We start from the raw sequence: 17,005 nt of genomic DNA, 5'->3' as shown, positions 1-17,005 counted from the left end.
TTCCGCGCAAGCCGGAACACCCCAGTTAAGGAGCCCTTCATGCGGCTGACGGATTTTAAGGCCCTGACATTCGACTGCTATGGCACCCTGATCGACTGGGAATCGGGCATCGTCGCGGGTCTGTCAGCAGTGGTCTCATTGCTTGACCCGGCACCGACGCGCGACCAGGTGCTGGAAGCGCACGCCCGCCACGAGTCATATCAGCAGAACGCGACGCCCGACATGCCGTACAACCGGCTGCTCGAGGTGGTCTACAAGCGGCTCGCGGAGGAGTGGGGCGTGAGCTACACGCGCGAGCAGGCGGAGGCCTATGGCCGTTCGGTGCGCAATTGGCCCGCGTTCCCGGATTCGGCAAGTACGCTGCAGTATTTGAAGAAGTACTTCAAGCTGGTCATCATATCGAACGTGGATAACGAGAATTTCGCATACAGCCACGCCAGGCTGCATGTGCCCTTTGACGTGGTTGTTACGGCTGAGGATGTGGGAAGCTACAAGCCGTCGAGCCGTAATTTTGAATATATGCTCGACGCGCTGTCGACACTCGGCGTGCGTAAGGACGAAATCCTGCACGTCGCGGATAGCATGTACCACGATCATGAGCCAGCCAACCGGTTGGACATCCGTTCATGCTGGATCCATCGGCGCTTCGAGCAGCGCGGGCTCGGCGCAACGATTCGCACATTCGCGGAGCCGTCTGTCGATTTCAGGTTCACCAGCATGGCGCAGTTCGTCAAGGCGCATCACGAGGAGCTTTCCCGCGTTTAGCGGGAAAGCCGGTTCGCCCGCCGATTCGAGAACAGAACGATATGAGCAACCGACCAAAGCTCGACCGGATCGACATCAAGATCCTCTCCGAGTTGCAGAGGAACGGCAACATCACCAACGCGAATCTCGCGGCCGCGGTCGGTCTTTCTGCGAGCCCGTGCCTGCAGCGCGTCAAGCGTCTTGAATCCGCCGGTGTGATTTCGGGCTATGGTGCGCACGTGAATGTCGCGAAAGTAACCAGCATCGTGTCCGTGTTCACGGAAATCATGCTGCATGACCATCGGCGCGATGATTTTGTACGTTTCGAAGCGAACGTGCGCGATTTCGATGAAATTACCGAATGTCACCTGGTGAGCGGTGGATATGACTACCTGCTCAAGTTCATCGTCAAGGACATCGGTCACTACCAGGAAGTGATCGAACGCCTGCTCGACCGCAATCTCGGCATCGAGAAGTATTTCAGTTACATCGTGATCCGTTCGCCGTTCGTCAAGCACGGAGTGCCGCTCAACACGTTGCTGACAGATGACGACTGAAGCTACGCCATGATCGTGGTTGGAACACTGGCCGATCTCCCATACAGAGGGTTCAGGCGCCGCGAGAGAGCAACAGTCGGCGCCTGAAAATCTGCCTAGAACAACTCAAGAATCCGGTGATACATCATCCCGAGTTCCAGCGCCGGCCCACGCAATGCCGGCCCACCCGGAAAGCGCGCATGCCGCAGCTGCGCGAACAGATCGAAGGCCGCGCTCTCACCGGCCATGGCTTTCGCAATCACGCGCCCGGCAATCCCGGTCAACGCCACGCCGTGACCTGAAAAACCCTGCACGTAGAAGTAGTTCGGATCGATCGAACCGAAATCGGGCGCACGATTGCGCGTCACGTCGACAAAACCGCCCCACGCATAGTCGATTCGCACGTCGCCTAGCTGCGGGAACACGCCGATCATGCGCTTGCGGATTTCCTCGCCGAGTTGCACGGGCGACGCGCCGGTCGAACTCGCACGCCCACCGAACAGTACGCGATGATCAGCCGACAGACGGAAGTAGTCGAGGAAGAAGTTGTTGTCGCAAATCGCCTCACGTCCTTTGATCAGTGCGTCGGCGCGTGCCTGACCGAGCGGCTCTGTGGCGACAATGTAAGAGGCAATCGGCGCGATGCGCGCGGCCACCGGTGCCGGCAACACGTCGCCGATCGTGGCATTGCCGCATGCCGCGACAAAGCGGCAGCGTACCTCGCCATGAGCGGTCCGTACGACAGGCCGTGCACCACGCACGACTTCGATCACCGGCGAATGGGCGAACAGTTGCGCGCCTTCGCGGCGTGCCGCATCGGCGAGACCGAGGCAGTATTTGAGCGGATGCAGATGACCGGAAAACGGATCGTAGACGCCCGCCAGATAACGTTGCGAAGCGACGCGTGAACGCACCTCGTCGGTATCGAGCCACGAGAGTTTCGTATAGCCCCAACGCTGCGAGGCCGATTCCATCCACGAACGCAAATCCGGCACACGCTTCGGTTTGGTGGCCACCGTCAGATAGCCGGAGGTGAAATCGCAATCGATGCCGTAGCGTTCGATGCGCTCGCGCACGAGCGCCACGCCTTCCACCGACATCGCCCACGCGGCGCGTGCGCCGTCGAGCCCGAGTTGCCGTTCGATGATCTCGTCTTTCGCGAAACCCACCAACGTCTGCCCGCCGTTGCGGCCGGACGCGCCCCAACCGGGACGATGCGCATCGAGCACAACCACCGACAATCCGCGCGCCCGGCATTCCAACGCCACCGACAAACCGGAGAAACCCGCGCCGATCACGCAGACGTCGGCCTCCAGCACGCCGTCGAGCATCGGATCGTCGGCCGGCGGACGCGTGGCGCTCGCCTCGTAGTAGGAGTTGGCGATCAGCGCATCCGCGCGGTGGTCGAGGGTGTTGAAGCCGGGAGTCGGTGCATTCATCAAAGCAGGTCCTTCATTCGATACCAGGCCATCGCAAGCACGAGGGCAGGGGTGCGCAGTGTAGCGCCGCCGGGGAAGTCGCGGTGACGAATCTTGCCGAACAGATCGAAGCGCGACGCTTGACCGTCGATCGCTTCGGCGATCAGCTTGCCCGCGAGCCCGGTGGTGTTCACGCCGTGGCCGGAAAAACCCTGCGCGAAATACACGGTTGGCGATAGACGGCCGAAATGCGGCGCGCGATTCATCGTGATGTCGACGAAACCGCCCCACGCATAGTCGATTTTGACATCGTCGAGTTGCGGGAAAGTCTTCAGCATATCGCGGCGCATAGCTTCACCGAGATTGCGCGGCGCGAACGTCGAATAGCTGACTTTGCCGCCCCACAGCAAGCGATTGTCCGGGGCAGGGCGGAAATAGTCCAGCACGAAGCGGCTGTCGCACACAGCCGCTTTCGCCGGCATCAGCGCTTCGGCGCGATCGGGGTCGAGCGGTTCGGTTGCGATCACGTAGGTGCCCACCGGCATGATCTTGCTGGCGAGGTCCGGCGCGAGTTGACCGAGATAGGTATTGCAGGCGAGCACGACGAATTGCGCATTGACCTTGCCGCGCGCGGTTTCGGCCACATGGCGGCCGTTTTCCTGACGCAACGCGGTGACGCAACTGTCTTCGAAAATCTGTACGCCGGCCTCGCGTGCTGCGCGCGCCAGACCGAGCGTGTAATTCAACGGATGCAGATGGCCGCTGTCCGCATCGAACAATCCGCCGAGGTAGCGCTGTGATTGAACATAGTTGCCGACGCCATCGGCGTCGACATAGCTGAAACGGTCGTAACCAAAGCGCTTTTGCGCTTCGTCGCGCCATTTTTGCAGTGCATCCGTATCGCGCGGTTTGTTCGCCGCGGTCAGGTAACCGATGGTCAGGTCGCAGTCGATCTGATGCTTCGCGACGCGTTCCTTGACGATATCCAGGGTTTCGAGCCCCATGTCCCAAACACGCTTCACGTCATCCGCGGGCATGAACTTCGCGAATGTGTCGATATCGCAGGCAAAGCCGCCGATCAACTGGCCTCCATTGCGGCCGCTCGCGGCCCATCCGACTTTCGATGCTTCGAGCACTGCGACCGAGTGACCGCGTTCGGCGAGATTCAACGCAGTCGAGATGCCGGTGAGTCCGGCGCCGATCACGCAGACGTCGACGTTAAGCGTTTCTTCGAGCGGGGGATGGCGAGTGGTGTCGTTAGCGGTTGCTGCGTAGTACGAGGCGACGTGAGGCTGGTTTGAGAATCGGAGCATAGGCAGAGCATGCAGAAGAGGCCTTGGCGCGTGGCCCGGGGTGAAGCCGGGCCACGCGATGAGGCGGGTCGTTTTAGAACGAGTAGATGAACTGCGTTGCGAGCAGGTCGTTGGACTTGCCGTACGAGCCGTCGTTCTTCAGGAACACCTGTTTGTTCGCCCAGTCGTGGCGGTATTCCACCTTGACCGTGATCTGCTGGGTCGGATAGAACAACAGATCGAGCGAAACGTCCTGGCGGGTTGCGCCCTTGCACTCGAAGCCGAGACCACCGTTGGCCTTCGAATTGGCGAGGCAGTCCGCGCCGATACCGAAGCCGTTGGCAGTATCCATGCCGTTCGAATTCAGCGCGATGCCACCGCCGCCGCCGCCGTTCTTGCTGTCGACGAGCACGTCGTAACGGGCGGTCACGCCCATACGGCCCACCACCGGCAGCGAGAACTTACGGTGCGCGAGCAGCGAGAGGCCGTACCACTGCGCCTGGCCACCGTTGAACGCGGCATTCTGCTGCTGACCGTAGTCGAGTTCGGCGTTGTACTGCACATCCGCGAGGGTGTAGGCCAGGTCGGCCTCGCCGAAGAAGAACGTACCGCCCGCGCTCGGCGAGTTGCCGCCTACGCCGTAGGAGATCGGAATCGGATTGCCGTTCGCATCGGTTGCAGCCGAGGCGGGCAGCGTCTGACGCCCGATATTGAACGAGCCGCCTACATCCAGTGCGCTCGACCACGTGTAGTCGACCCGCGCCGTGAAGGTCGGAATCTTGTTGCTGGTCGTGATCGGATCGCCCAGCGCGTTGGTGCCGATCTGCGTCGTCGCGCCGTACGTACGGTATTGCTCGTTGCCGAGGAAGAACTTCCACGCCCAGTCACCCTTCGTGTAGTTCGCGCCGATCCCGATGTAGCTGCCCGGATCGGAGAAGTCGTACAGCAGGTTGTGCGTGAGCGTGAGCATCTGGTTCGACTGCTGCACTTCATAGCCGCCGAAGCTCGGAATCAAACCGGCCACAAGGGTCGTCTCGGCGGTGATCGGCACATTGACGACCGCCGTGTTCAGGATGTTGTTGCCGATGTTGCCATGCTCGTTCTGCAGCAGCGTAATACCGTTGCCGCGGTTCGGCATCAAGGTGATTTCGGCCGACGGCGCCATCGGGCCGACACCGAAGGTCTTCTTGATGTCGAGGTACAGATCGCCGAACGTGCTGTTGAAGTAGTTGTAGCTGCTTTCGTGGTTCGCGAACAGGAACGACGAGCTGCTCTGCGCGCGGTTATACATGTACGTCGGATCGATATAACCGGTCACCGACAAGCCGGCGATCGGCCCCGTGTTCGCAGCGTCCACCAGCGAGTCGACCTTCAACTGCTGATTGGCGATCTGCTGCTTCATCGTATCGACCTGATCGTTGGTCAGCGTCGCCTGGGCCTTGCCGTAATCCGGCGAGGAAATGTCGACCGGCGCTGCCACCACAGCCGGAGCCGGTGCCGCGGTGGCAGCTGCGGCCGCCTTCGGCTTGGACGCTACCTCGGAACGCAACTGCTTCACTTCCTTTTGCAGTGCGTTGAGCTGGGCCTGTAGCGCCTTGATCTGGTCGCTGGTGGCGTCTGCCATGGCAAAGCCTGGCAAACTCCCCGCCACCAACAGACAGATGAGCTTCTTTCTCATGCAAATTCTCCTTATTGGTCGTATTGCAAAAGGACTTCTTATGCGCTTGCCGTATCGAGCGACTTCCGTACGGTGGCTTGTTGTGGTGCTAACGGCAACGGGTCGGCGGCTTCGGCGAGTGCGAACGCCATCTGCATGTCGCGGTTGCGCTTGCGCTCACGCACCTGCATCCAGCGGTTGACGGCGATCACGCCGATCGTCACCGTGGTGATGAAGATCGTGGCGAGCGCGTTCATTTCCGGATTCAGGCCAAGACGAACACGCGAGAACACGACGAGCGGCAGCGTGGTCGAACCAGGACCCGACAGGAACGCGGAGAGCACGAGATCGTCGAACGACAGCGTGAACGACAGCAGCCAGCCGGACATCAGAGCTTGCGAGATCAGCGGCAGCGTGATCAGGAAGAACACCTTGAAGGGCGTTGCGCCGAGATCGAGTGCGGCTTCTTCGAGCGACTTGTTGAGCTCCTTCACCCGCGATTGCACGATGATCGCCACGTACGAAACGCACAGCATCACGTGGCCGATCCAGATCGTGAAGAGACCGCGGCCCTTCGGCCAGCCGAGCATCTGTTCGAGCGCGACGAACAGCAGCAGCAGCGAGATGCCCTGAATCACTTCAGGAATCACGAGCGGCGCGTTGATCATGCCGGCGAACAGCGTGAAGCCGCGAAAGCGTCCGAAGCGGGCCAGCACGAAGCCTGCCCATGTGCCGATCACCACTGACGCACACGCGGTCAGCAGACCGATTTTCAGCGACAACCACGCTGCACTGAGCAGTTCTCCGTCCTGCAGCAATGCGCCATACCATTTGAGCGAAAAGCCGGACCAGACCGTAACGAGCTTTGACTCGTTGAACGAATACACGACCAGGCTGATGATCGGGATATACAGAAACAGAAACCCGAACGTCAGTACGCTATTGGAAAGCGTTCTATTTGGCTTGATCATTTCGCGCCCTCCAGTTCCTTGACCTGGTAGTACTGGAACACGGCCATCGGCACGAGCAGCAGTAGAACCATGGCGACGGTGACAGCGGATGCCATCGGCCAGTCCATATCGTTGAAGAATTCATCCCACATCACGCGGCCGATCATCAGCGTATCGGCGCCGCCCAGCAGTTCAGGAATCACGTACTCGCCGACCGCCGGAATGAACACCAGCAGACTGCCGGCGATAATGCCGTTCTTCGACAGCGGCAAGGTGATGCGCGTGAAGGCGGTCCACGGTTTGCAACCGAGGTCGTAGGCCGCTTCGAGCAGCGTCAGATCCATCTTCACCAGGTGCGCATACAGCGGCATCACCATGAACGGCAGATACGAATAAACCATGCCGATATAGACGCCAATATCCGTGTGGTAGAGGCGCAACGGTGAATGAATCATGCCGATGGACATCAACGTGTGATTGAGCAGGCCGTCGTCCTTCAGGATGCCGATCCATGCATAGACGCGGATCAGGAACGACGTCCAGAACGGCAGCATCACGCCCATCATCAGCAGGTTGCGCTTGGTCGGCTCGGACCGCGCGATGTAGTACGCAATCGGGTAGCCGATCAACAGGCAGAAGAAGGTCGAGATTGCGGCCATCTTCAGCGAGCTGATGTACGTGGCGACGTACAGATCGTCCTGCAGCAGGAAGGCGTAATGGCTGAGCTGCATGGCGAAGTGCACCATGCCGTCCTTGACCGTCACGAGATCCGTGTACGGAGGAATGCCCAGGCGCAGATCGGCGAAGCTGATTTTCAGCACCAGCACGAACGGCAACGCGAAGAACACGAAGAGCCACATGAACGGCACGCCGATCACGGTCGTGCGGCCCGAGGGCACCAGGATCGAGAGGCGTTTTTTCAGCGAGCCGAGCAGGCGGCTGCCGGACGGCGCGCCGAGCGCCGCAGGGGAGGTAGTGGGATTGCTCATTGCGTCAGCACCACGCCGCTAGCCGGCGACCAGTAGACGAACACGTCGTCGTTATAGGACGGCGCACCTTCGCTCATCAGGTGCGAGCTGGAGAGATTCGACACGACTGTCTTGCCGCTCGGCAGGCGCACGTGATACAGCGAATAGCTGCCCATGTACGCGACATCCGACACCACGCCGCGTGCCCAGTTGTGCGGCGTCGAGGGCTTGTCGAGCGAGACCTTCACGCGTTCCGGACGCACCGAGATGCCCACGGGCATACCGAGCGGGCCGGTAATGCCGTGGCTCACGTAAATGCGCGATTCGAGGTCTTCGCTTTCCACGAAGATGTGGTCCGGTTCATCGGCAACCACGGTGCCTTCGAACAGGTTGGTCGAGCCGATGAACTCGGCCGAGAAGCGGCTATTCGGAAACTCGTACACCTGGCTGGGCGAGCCGATCTGCACGATGCGGCCTTCGCTCATCACGGCGAGGCGTCCGGCCATCGTCATGGCTTCTTCCTGATCGTGCGTCACCATCACGCAGGTCACGTCGACCTTCTCGATGATGTTCACCAGTTCGAGCTGGGTCTTCTGACGGATCTTCTTGTCGAGCGCCGACATCGGCTCGTCGAGCAGCAGCAGCTTGGGGCGCTTGACGAGCGAGCGGGCCAGCGCCACACGCTGCTGCTGTCCGCCGGACAACTGGTGCGGCTTGCGTTGCGCGTATTTGCTCATCTGCACGAGATTGAGCGCGTCGGCAACACGCTCCTTGATCTCGTTCTTCGGCGTGCCTTCCTGCTTGAGGCCGAACGCGATATTCGCTTCAACGCTCATATGCGGGAACAGCGCATACGACTGGAACATCATGTTGACCGGTCGCTTGTACGGCGGCATCGCGGCGAGGTCTTCGCCGTCGACGAAAATGCGGCCGGACGTGACCGACTCGAGCCCTGCGAGCATGCGCAGGAGCGTGGACTTGCCGCAGCCGGAGCTGCCGAGCAGCGCGAACAATTCATTCTTCGCAATGCTCAGGTTGACGTTGTCGACAGCAGTACTGTCGCCGAATTTCTTAACGACATTTTCGATGCGAACGAATTCGTCCGATTTCGATTTTGTCGCCGGTGCGGGGCGGGCCATCTGGGTGGCGCCGGCTACGCTTTTTTGTGTCGTCGAGTTCATGATGTAACCATTCCTTGCGGATCGCGAGCGCAAGTGTCTCCATACGAGTCGCCTAAGGCGGCTCGCAAGATGCGCTGCGATCGGAAAACATGGGACTGCGCACAGGTGGGACTTAAGCGCGCAGGCTGACTACGTTACTACTATTCATGCGCTCAGGGTTCGAGCGATCCCTGAGCGCGGGATCGATTCTTTTTAGTTTGGCTTAATCAATGGCCGGTTTTAAGCTGCGCCCAAAGACGATTTTCAAGGCGCAGAATGTCGGTGGGCATCGGCTTCATCAGTGTCATTTTGCTCAACACTTCATCGCCCGGATAAACAGTCGTGTCCTGTGAAACACCCGGTATCACGAACTGGCGCGCGGCCTTGTTCGCAGTCGGATAGAACACTTCGTTGGTAATCGCTGCGTTGACCTTCGGATCTTCAATGTAGTTGATCCACTTCAGCGCGGCTTCCGGATGCGGTGCGTCTTTCGGAATCACCATCACGTCGAACCACAGCAGACCGCCTTCCTTCACGTTCGAGAATTTCACCTGATACGAACGCTTGGCTTCAGCGGTACGGCGGCTGGCGATGCCGACGTCGCCGGACCATGCCACCGCGACGCAGATGTCGTTGTTAGCGAGGTCGTTGATGTAGCCGGATGAATTGAATTGGGTGATATACGGGCGGACTTTCTTCAGCACTTCGAACGCGGCCTGATAGTCGGCGGGGTTCGTGCTGTTCGGATCCTTATGCATGTATTGGAGCGTCGCGGCAAATACGTCGACTGCCTGGTCGAGGAACGACACGCCGCAACCTTTTAGCTTCGACAGATTGGCCGGGTCGAAGACCAGTGCCCAGCTGTCCACCGGCGCATTGGCGCCGAGCGCCTTCTGCACGGCTTGCACGTTGTAGCCGATACCGTCAGTGCCGTAAGCCCAAGGCACACCGTACTGGTTGCCCGGATCGGCGTCGGAGATCATCTTCATCAGCACGGGGTCGAGGTTCGACAGGTTCGGCAGCTTCGACTTGTCGAGCTTCTGATACACACCGGCCTGGATCTGCTTGGCCATGTAGTTCGACGTCGGCACCACGATGTCATAACCGGAGCTGCCTGCCAGCAGTTTGGCCTGCAAGGTATCGTCGCTATCGTAGTTGTCGTATTTGACGTGAATGCCGTCCTGCTTCTCGAAGTTTGGAATCGTGTCCTTCGCGATGTAGTCCGACCAGTTGTACACATTCAGTTCCGTGTCGGCCGCAAGGGCCGGCGTAACCGACAACGCCGCAAAACCCGTGAAGGCGAGAAGCGCGGCCCCCGCGACCGCATGACGAAGATGACAAACGCTCATGGTTTTTTCCCTTGATGTGAAGAACCGGCATGAGCGCGTATCGTGGGTGTGCCCATGCCGGAACGAACTGCCGTTACGAAATTCCGAGTTGTTGTGCGGTCGCGTCGATGGCGTATTTGGCCTTCGCAACGATCTCGTCGATTTCCAGCTTGTTGATCACGAGCGGCGGCGACAGAAGCATCCGGTCGCCGGTGGCGCGCATGATCAGGTTGCCGTTGAAGCAGAAGTCACGGCAGATCGTGCCGACTTCACCACCATTGGCAAAGCGCTTGCGCGCTTTCGGGTCTTCTGCGAGTTGCAGACCGGCTACCAGACCCGCACCGGAGATTTCGCCGATGATCGGGTGATTGGCGAAGGTGTCGCGCAGCTTCTTCTGGAAGTACGGACCCGTGTCGGTCTTGACGAGCTCGACGATCTTCTCGTCGCGCAGCAGCTTCAGGTTGGCGAGCGCCACGGCTGCGGCTACCGGATGGCCGGAGTAGGTGAGGCCGTGATTGAAATCGCCGTTTTCGATAATCGCTTTGGCGACGCGATCATGCAGACCGACCGCGCCCATCGGCACATAGCCGCTTGTCAGGCCCTTGGCCAGCGTGATCAGATCCGGCTCGAAACCGAAGTGCTGATGCGCGAACCATTCGCCGGTCCGGCCGAAGCCGCCGATGACTTCGTCGGCGACCAGCAGGATGTCGTACTTGCGGCAGATGCGCTGGATTTCCGGCCAATACGTTGATGCCGGGAAAATCACGCCACCCGCGCCCTGGAAAGGCTCGCCGATAAACGCGGCCACGTTATCCGCGCCGATTTCGAGAATCTTCGCTTCGAGTTGTTGCGCTCGGGCCAGAGCGAATTCTTCCGGCGTCAGATTGCCTTCTGCTTCGCCGAAGAAATACGGCTGGTCGATATGCACGATGTTCTCGACCTTCGAAGGCATCTGTTCATGCATGTAGCCCATGCCGCCCAGTGTGCCGCCCGCGATCGTCGAACCGTGATAGCCGTTCTTGCGCGAGATCACGACCTTCTTCGAGTGCTTGCCTTGCGTCGCCCAATATTGATGGACGATGCGCAGCACGGTGTCGTTGCCTTCCGAGCCGCTGTTGCAATAGAAGAAGTGGTTGAACGGTTCCGGCGCCAGCTCGGCGAGGAGGGCCGACAGTTCGATCACCGGCGGGTGCGTCGTCTTGAAGAACGTGTTGTAGAAGGGCAGTTCCTGCATCTGGCGGTACGCTGCGTCGGCCAGTTCCTTGCGGCCATAACCGACGTTCACGCACCACAAACCGGCCATGCCGTCGATGATCTTGTTGTCGTCCGAATCCCACAGGTACACGCCGTGTGCCTTGACGATCACGCGGCTGCCGGCGCGATTGAGCGAGCCCATATCCGAAAACGGATGGATATGGTGCGCGGCGTCGAGCGCGCGGTATTCGGCGGTGCTGCGTTGTTGCGTGGCCTGTGCGCTTGCAGCGGCGCTGGGTTGAATGGCCGGTTGCACGTAAGCGACTTCTTCTGTTCTGTAGTTCATACTGCCTCCAATTTTTTTGCGTTTGCGGGCGACGTCGTCGACAAAAGTCTTAGACGTGCAGCAGCAAATGCCGGCGTTCCCACGAACTGATCACGCGGAAAAACGCTTCGTATTCGGTTTCTTTCAGTGCGAGGTAGGCCTTGACGAATTTCTCGCCGAGAATCTCGGCCATCGGTTCACACGCACCCATCAGCGTCAGCCCTTCTTCCAGATTGCGCGGCAACTGGTAGGGCAGTTCGTAACCGTCGCTGAGCAGCGGCTCGGTCGGTTCCAGATTTTGCGTCATGCCAAGATAGCCGGCAGCCAGCGTCGCGGCAATCGCCAGATACGGATTGCAATCCACGCCCGGAATGCGGTTTTCGATGCGGCGCGCAGCCGGGCCCGAATGCGGAATCCGGAAACCCACGGTACGGTTGTCGTAACCCCATGCCACGTTAATCGGCGCGGCCATGAAGCGCGACAGGCGGCGATACGAGTTAATGTACGGCGCGAAAATCGGCATCAGTGCCGGCGTGTATTTCTGCAGGCCCGCGATATAGCCGGTGAAAAGCGATGTGGGCTTGCCGTCCGCACCCGTGAACAGGTTGTGGCCGGTTTCTTCGTCCACGAGGCTCTGGTGCATGTGCATTGCCGAGCCCGGTTCGCCTTCCATCGGCTTGGCCATGAAAGTCGCATACATCTTGTGACGCAGCGCGGCCTCACGCACCGTGCGCTTGAACAGGAACACGCTGTCGGCGAGTTTCAACGGGTCGCCGTGCATGAAGTTGATTTCCATCTGCGCGGCGCCGACTTCGTGAATCAGCGTATCGACTTCCAGTTCCTGCACTTCGCAGTATTCATAGATGTCTTCAAACAGCGGATCGAATTCGTTGACCGCTTCGATCGAGTACGCCTGACGGCCGGTTTCCGGACGGCCCGTACGGCCGATCGGCGGTTGCAGCGGCAGATCCGGGTCCTTGTTCATGTCGACCAGGTAGAACTCCAGTTCCGGCGCGATAACCGGCTTCCAGCCTTTGGCCTTGTAGAGTTCCAGCACGCGGCGCAACACACGGCGCGGCGAGATGGCGACGGGCGTGCCGTCGAAGTGAACGCAATCGTGGATCACCTGGGCGGTCGGATCGACGGCCCACGGAATCATGCGGATGGTGCTGGCGTCCGGAACGCAGACCATGTCCGGGTCGGTGACGCCGGTGAGCGTGCCGTCTTCCGGATAGTCCCCTGTGACGGTCTGGATCATCACCGCCTGCGGCAAGCGCATGGATTCGCCGGATTCGAACTTGCTGCGCGGAATGATCTTGCCGCGTGCGATCCCGGCCATATCCGGAATGATCGCTTCGATTTCGGTGACGCGGTTCTTCTTCAGGAAGTCGTCGATTTCATGCATGGTTATTCTCTCAGTTTTGGTGCGCGACCGGCTCAGGCATGCGTGGCAGCGGCGGATGCCGCGCCATAGCCGGCCTTGGTGCGCATTCGATCGCGGCAGGCGTCGCCGAAGGCGCGAAAGATCGCGGTGGAAAGCGCGTCGTTGGCATGCTTCCATTCCGGGTGCCACTGCACACCCAGCGCGAAGGCACGCGCATCTTTCACGCTCACCGCTTCGATCAATCCGTCCGGCGCGGTGGCTTCTGCCACCAGACCCACGCCCAGCCGCTCGACGCCCTGACCGTGCAATGAATTCACACGCGCTTCATTCGTGCCGCCCGCGAGGCGCTGCAACAAGCCGCCCTGCGTCAGCGTGATCGAATGCGACGGTGCGTATTGCACGTCGAGGTCGTCTTCCTTGTTCTCGCGATGGTCGTTCAACCCGGCCACCGCGTGAACGCTTTGATGCAACGTCCCGCCGAATACCACGTTCATTTCCTGAAAGCCCCGGCATACCGCCAGCACCGGCACGCCTGCGGCGATCGCGGCGCGCAGCAGCGGCAGCGTCGTCGCATCGCGTGCGGCGTCGTGCAGCGTGCCCGGTGCACTGGGATGGCCGCCGTAGCGGTGCGGCTCGACATTCGAATAGCTGCCGGTGAACAGTAAGCCGTCGACAGCAGCCAGCACGTCTTCGGTGGACTGACGTTCGCCGAGCGCCGGCAGCAACATGGCCAGCGCCTGCGAGCCGTCCACGATCGCGGCGATGTACTTCTCGCCGGTGACGTGCGACGGGTGGACTCCCATCATCGTTCTGTCGGCGCTGATGCCGACGAGGGGTTTGTTTCGCATATCAGATAGACGTGTATGTTCCCCGCGGGACGCGGCATGAACAACGTTAAACACGGCGCGGCAACATTCCGCAGCCGGACGCAAGGCGTCAAGCCACCGGTAATGCAGGCGGTCGTCGTCAGCGGGACGCGCCGCGCGTGGTAATTAGATGTGTCGTTCGATTCGGCCCGTTGCGGTGCGCAACTGATCTGATCCGCATGAAGCGCTGTGCGGCAGACGGCACCGCACACGCACGAACGCATGGCTCAAGAGAGCGCGCTCACGCAAACGGACGAATCGAACGACGGAAAAGGGGGAGGCGCTACGGCAGCAGCGAGGCGACTTCGTCCGTGCGCACAGCAATGAAGGCGCGCGCGGAGATGGAGTTGTGACGTCGAACTGAACGGCGGGACAGGATCGTGAAGACGGACAGGAAGCGGCGGAACGCAAGGCTGCCGTTGCTGCCGTCGGCGATGGCGCCGTCAGCGCGAGGACAACTCGCCTGACTTCGATTCCATCTCACCAAAGGGCCTCGGACTCTCACGATTACACTCGACTAGCGACGTTGAAAGTATTGAACGCTTGCTCGAAAAACGCACAGGGCGTTTAAAGAAACATGACGCTGGGATGACCGTCTCTGACCGTTGCGAACCGGGTTCGCTGCATCAGAAACACACGTTCGTGTTTCGTGACGCCGGCATGACGATCGCCTGAGAACCATCGTATACGAGCCAATAATGCCGTCAAATCATTTTTATAAAAGATTTATCAGGGCTTTCCCGAGGGTGTCCCTGGAATCCCGGTCAGTGGGAACATTCGTTGCGCAAATCATATTTCGGAATCCTTTCAGGGTTTTCCCCAGCGGCGCAACGATTAAAGTGATTAGAATATTCAACACTCGCGGGCACACGTTGCCCGAGTCCACGCGCCCGATCGTCTCCCATGTCAGAGAACCTAGCGATGTCCATAGAAGTTGCGACCCGCCTGCAGTACATCCGTAAGAAGAATGGTCTGTCCCAGCGCGAGCTGGCGAAACGGGCGGGGGTGACCAACGGCACGATCTCGCTGATCGAACAGAACCGGGTGAGTCCGTCGGTTGGATCGCTGAAGAAACTGCTTGAATGCATACCGATGAGTCTCGCCGAGTTCTTCACCTTTGAAGTCGAGGTGGAGCGCTCTGTCGTGTCGCGCCGTGCCGACATGCCGAATCTCGGCAATGAGTCGATCGAGTTCTATCTCGCTGGCTCCAGTGTGAAAGACCGCAACATGGGCATTCTGCGCGAGGTCTATCAGCCGCTGTCGGATACCGGACCGGAAATGCTGGAGCACGAGGGGCACGAGGGCGGCGTAGTCGTCAGCGGTCAGATCGAACTGACCGTGGATGGTGTCACGTGGCTGCTCGACCCCGGTGACAGCTATTACTTCGAAAGCCGTCTACCGCATCGTTTTCGCAATCCCAGCGCGGAGCATCTCTGCGAGATCGTGTCGGCCAATTCGCCGCCCACGTTCTAAAGACTCCGCGCCAACGCGCCGCGACGCAGTTCCAGGCCGCTCGAAGTCGGAGCCGGCGTGCGTCGAGCGCATAACATTGAGGCATCCTGATGGACAAGAAATCTCTCGCTTTCTGGCAAGACAAAGCCGCTACGCTTTCGATCGAAGGCCGTGCGTTTATCGACGGCGAGTACCGTGACGCCGCAGGCGGCCGCACGTTTGACTGCCTGAGCCCGATCGACGGCAAGCTGCTCGCCAAGGTGGCCGATAGCGGCGCGGCGGATGTCGACGCCGCCGTGGCCGCCGCACGCCGTGCGTTCGACTCCGGCGTGTGGTCCGGCCTCAATCCGCGCAAACGCAAGGCGATTCTGTTGCGCTGGGCTGCGTCGATCCGCGAGCACATGGACGAACTCTCGCTGCTTGAAACGCTGGACGCAGGCAAGCCGATCGCCGACACCACCACGGTGGACGTGCCGGGCGCGGCCTATTGCGTCGAGTGGTTCGCCGAAGCCATCGACAAGGTCGGCGGCGAAGTCGCGCCGGCCGATCATCATCTGGTGGGTCTCGTCACGCGTGAGCCGATCGGTGTGGTTGCGGCCGTCGTGCCGTGGAATTTCCCGATCATGATGGCGGCGTGGAAGTTCGGCCCGGCTTTGGCCGCGGGTAACAGCGTGGTTTTGAAGCCATCGGAGAAGTCGCCGCTCACCGCGATTCGCCTCGCTCAACTTGCGCTGGATGCGGGCATCCCCGCCGGCGTGTTCAACGTGATCCCGGGCGCGGGCGAACCGGGCAAGCTGCTGGCGCTGCATCAGGACGTGGACTGTCTCGCCTTCACCGGCTCGACCAACGTCGGCAAGCTGATCATGCAATACGCCGGTCAGTCGAACCTGAAACGCGTGTGGCTCGAACTCGGCGGCAAGTCGCCGAACATCGTGATGCCCGATTGCCCCGACCTCGACCGTGCGGCAAACGCGGCGGCCGGCGCGATCTTCTACAACATGGGTGAAATGTGCACCGCGGGTTCACGCCTGCTCGTGCACAAAGACATCAAGGACGTGTTCCTCGACAAGCTGATCGCCGCCGCGCGCAGCTATACGCCGGGCAATCCGCTCGATCCGCAAACCTCGATGGGCGCGATTGTCGACAACGTGCAGCTCGAACGCGTGCTCGGCTATATCGAAGCGGGGCGCGCTGAAGCCAAGCTGCTGCTGGGTGGTTCGCGCGTCAAGCAGGAGACCGGCGGCTTCTATATCGAACCGACCATCTTCGAGATTCCGGCTTCCGGTGCGAAGGTTGCGCGCGAGGAAATCTTCGGGCCGGTGTTGTCGGTGATTACATTCGACACGGTTGAAGAAGCGATCAGGATCGCTAATGACAGCGAATATGGTCTCGCCGCCGCTGTTTGGACCTCGAACCTCACCACCGCGCATGAAGTGTCGCGCAAGCTGCGCGCCGGTACGGTATGGGTCAATTGCTACGACGAAGGCGGGGACATGAACTTCCCGTTCGGCGGCTACAAGCAATCGGGCAACGGCCGTGACAAGTCGTTGCACGCGCTGGAGAAGTACACCGAGCTGAAGTCCACGCTCGTTCGGCTGCGCTAAAGGATTCGCAAGCCAGCGCGGCGGCGTTTGAAAGAAACGCCGTCGCGTTCCCAATGAATCCGAGGCCGGACGTTGCACGCATTACCTGGAAGCCCCGCGTGCAACGCTGGCATGTTTAGGTATCAGG

15 protein-coding genes are annotated in these 17,005 nt (G+C 60.4%); 4 read left to right on the top strand and 11 right to left on the bottom strand.

Annotated features, from left to right (window positions below):
- Positions 1-39 precede the first annotated feature (39 nt).
- Positions 40-765: a haloacid dehalogenase type II gene (locus R8871_RS00145; protein ID WP_175048489.1), complete on the top strand. Its 726-nt coding sequence runs from the start codon at positions 40-42 to the stop codon at positions 763-765.
- Positions 766-806: 41 nt separating this feature from the next.
- Positions 807-1,301 carry an Lrp/AsnC family transcriptional regulator gene (locus tag R8871_RS00140; RefSeq protein WP_175048488.1) on the top strand — a complete coding sequence of 165 codons (495 nt, stop codon included), beginning with the start codon at positions 807-809 and terminating at the stop codon, positions 1,299-1,301.
- Between the two features lie 95 nt (positions 1,302-1,396).
- Here R8871_RS00140 and R8871_RS00135 read toward each other — a convergent pair whose 3' ends face one another.
- The 11 genes from R8871_RS00135 to R8871_RS00085 form a co-directional block, all read right to left on the bottom strand.
- Positions 1,397-2,719, bottom strand: a complete 1,323-nt coding sequence (locus R8871_RS00135) for an NAD(P)/FAD-dependent oxidoreductase (protein WP_175048487.1) — start codon at positions 2,717-2,719, stop codon at positions 1,397-1,399.
- Positions 2,719-4,011, bottom strand: a complete 1,293-nt coding sequence (locus R8871_RS00130) for an NAD(P)/FAD-dependent oxidoreductase (RefSeq protein WP_175048486.1) — start codon at positions 4,009-4,011, stop codon at positions 2,719-2,721. The genes R8871_RS00135 and R8871_RS00130 overlap by 1 nt, the downstream gene beginning before the upstream one ends.
- Positions 4,012-4,084: 73 nt before the next feature.
- On the bottom strand, positions 4,085-5,668 hold the full coding sequence (locus R8871_RS00125; RefSeq protein ID WP_175048485.1) for a DUF3138 family protein: 1,584 nt from the start codon (positions 5,666-5,668) through the stop codon (positions 4,085-4,087).
- Between the two features lie 38 nt (positions 5,669-5,706).
- Complete coding sequence (locus R8871_RS00120; protein WP_175048484.1) at positions 5,707-6,618, bottom strand: ABC transporter permease subunit; 912 nt, start codon at positions 6,616-6,618, stop codon at positions 5,707-5,709.
- On the bottom strand, positions 6,615-7,586 hold the full coding sequence (locus tag R8871_RS00115; protein ID WP_175048483.1) for an ABC transporter permease subunit: 972 nt from the start codon (positions 7,584-7,586) through the stop codon (positions 6,615-6,617). The genes R8871_RS00120 and R8871_RS00115 overlap by 4 nt, the downstream gene beginning before the upstream one ends.
- Positions 7,583-8,746, bottom strand: coding sequence for an ABC transporter ATP-binding protein (locus R8871_RS00110; RefSeq protein ID WP_175048482.1), 1,164 nt, complete (start codon positions 8,744-8,746; stop codon positions 7,583-7,585). The genes R8871_RS00115 and R8871_RS00110 overlap by 4 nt, the downstream gene beginning before the upstream one ends.
- Before the next feature lie 206 nt (positions 8,747-8,952).
- Positions 8,953-10,074 (bottom strand): polyamine ABC transporter substrate-binding protein, encoded by a 1,122-nt coding sequence (locus R8871_RS00105; protein ID WP_175048481.1) that lies wholly within the window; start codon positions 10,072-10,074, stop codon positions 8,953-8,955.
- 73 nt (positions 10,075-10,147) lie between these two features.
- Entirely contained in the window at positions 10,148-11,593 is a 1,446-nt protein-coding gene (locus tag R8871_RS00100) for an aspartate aminotransferase family protein (RefSeq protein WP_175048480.1), read from the bottom strand.
- A 49-nt stretch (positions 11,594-11,642) separates the two neighbouring features.
- Positions 11,643-12,977: a glutamine synthetase family protein gene (locus R8871_RS00095; RefSeq protein ID WP_120294626.1), complete on the bottom strand. Its 1,335-nt coding sequence runs from the start codon at positions 12,975-12,977 to the stop codon at positions 11,643-11,645.
- A gap of 32 nt (positions 12,978-13,009) precedes the next feature.
- Positions 13,010-13,804 carry a gamma-glutamyl-gamma-aminobutyrate hydrolase family protein gene (locus R8871_RS00090; RefSeq protein ID WP_175048479.1) on the bottom strand — a complete coding sequence of 265 codons (795 nt, stop codon included), beginning with the start codon at positions 13,802-13,804 and terminating at the stop codon, positions 13,010-13,012.
- Between the two features lie 301 nt (positions 13,805-14,105).
- On the bottom strand, positions 14,106-14,309 hold the full coding sequence (locus tag R8871_RS00085) for a hypothetical protein (protein WP_035516723.1): 204 nt from the start codon (positions 14,307-14,309) through the stop codon (positions 14,106-14,108).
- A gap of 434 nt (positions 14,310-14,743) precedes the next feature.
- Between R8871_RS00085 and R8871_RS00080 the strand changes: the two genes are divergently transcribed.
- Complete coding sequence (locus R8871_RS00080) at positions 14,744-15,295, top strand: cupin domain-containing protein (protein WP_054042828.1); 552 nt, start codon at positions 14,744-14,746, stop codon at positions 15,293-15,295.
- Between the two features lie 89 nt (positions 15,296-15,384).
- Positions 15,385-16,878: an aldehyde dehydrogenase gene (locus R8871_RS00075; RefSeq protein WP_175048478.1), complete on the top strand. Its 1,494-nt coding sequence runs from the start codon at positions 15,385-15,387 to the stop codon at positions 16,876-16,878.
- Positions 16,879-17,005: the final 127 nt, after the last annotated feature.

Origin of the sequence: Paraburkholderia sediminicola, assembly GCF_902859805.1 — a bacterium.
Lineage (GTDB): Bacteria > Pseudomonadota > Gammaproteobacteria > Burkholderiales > Burkholderiaceae > Paraburkholderia > Paraburkholderia sediminicola.
Note: the sequence above shows the minus strand (reverse complement) of the source record. Positions and strands in the feature narration are given on the sequence as shown.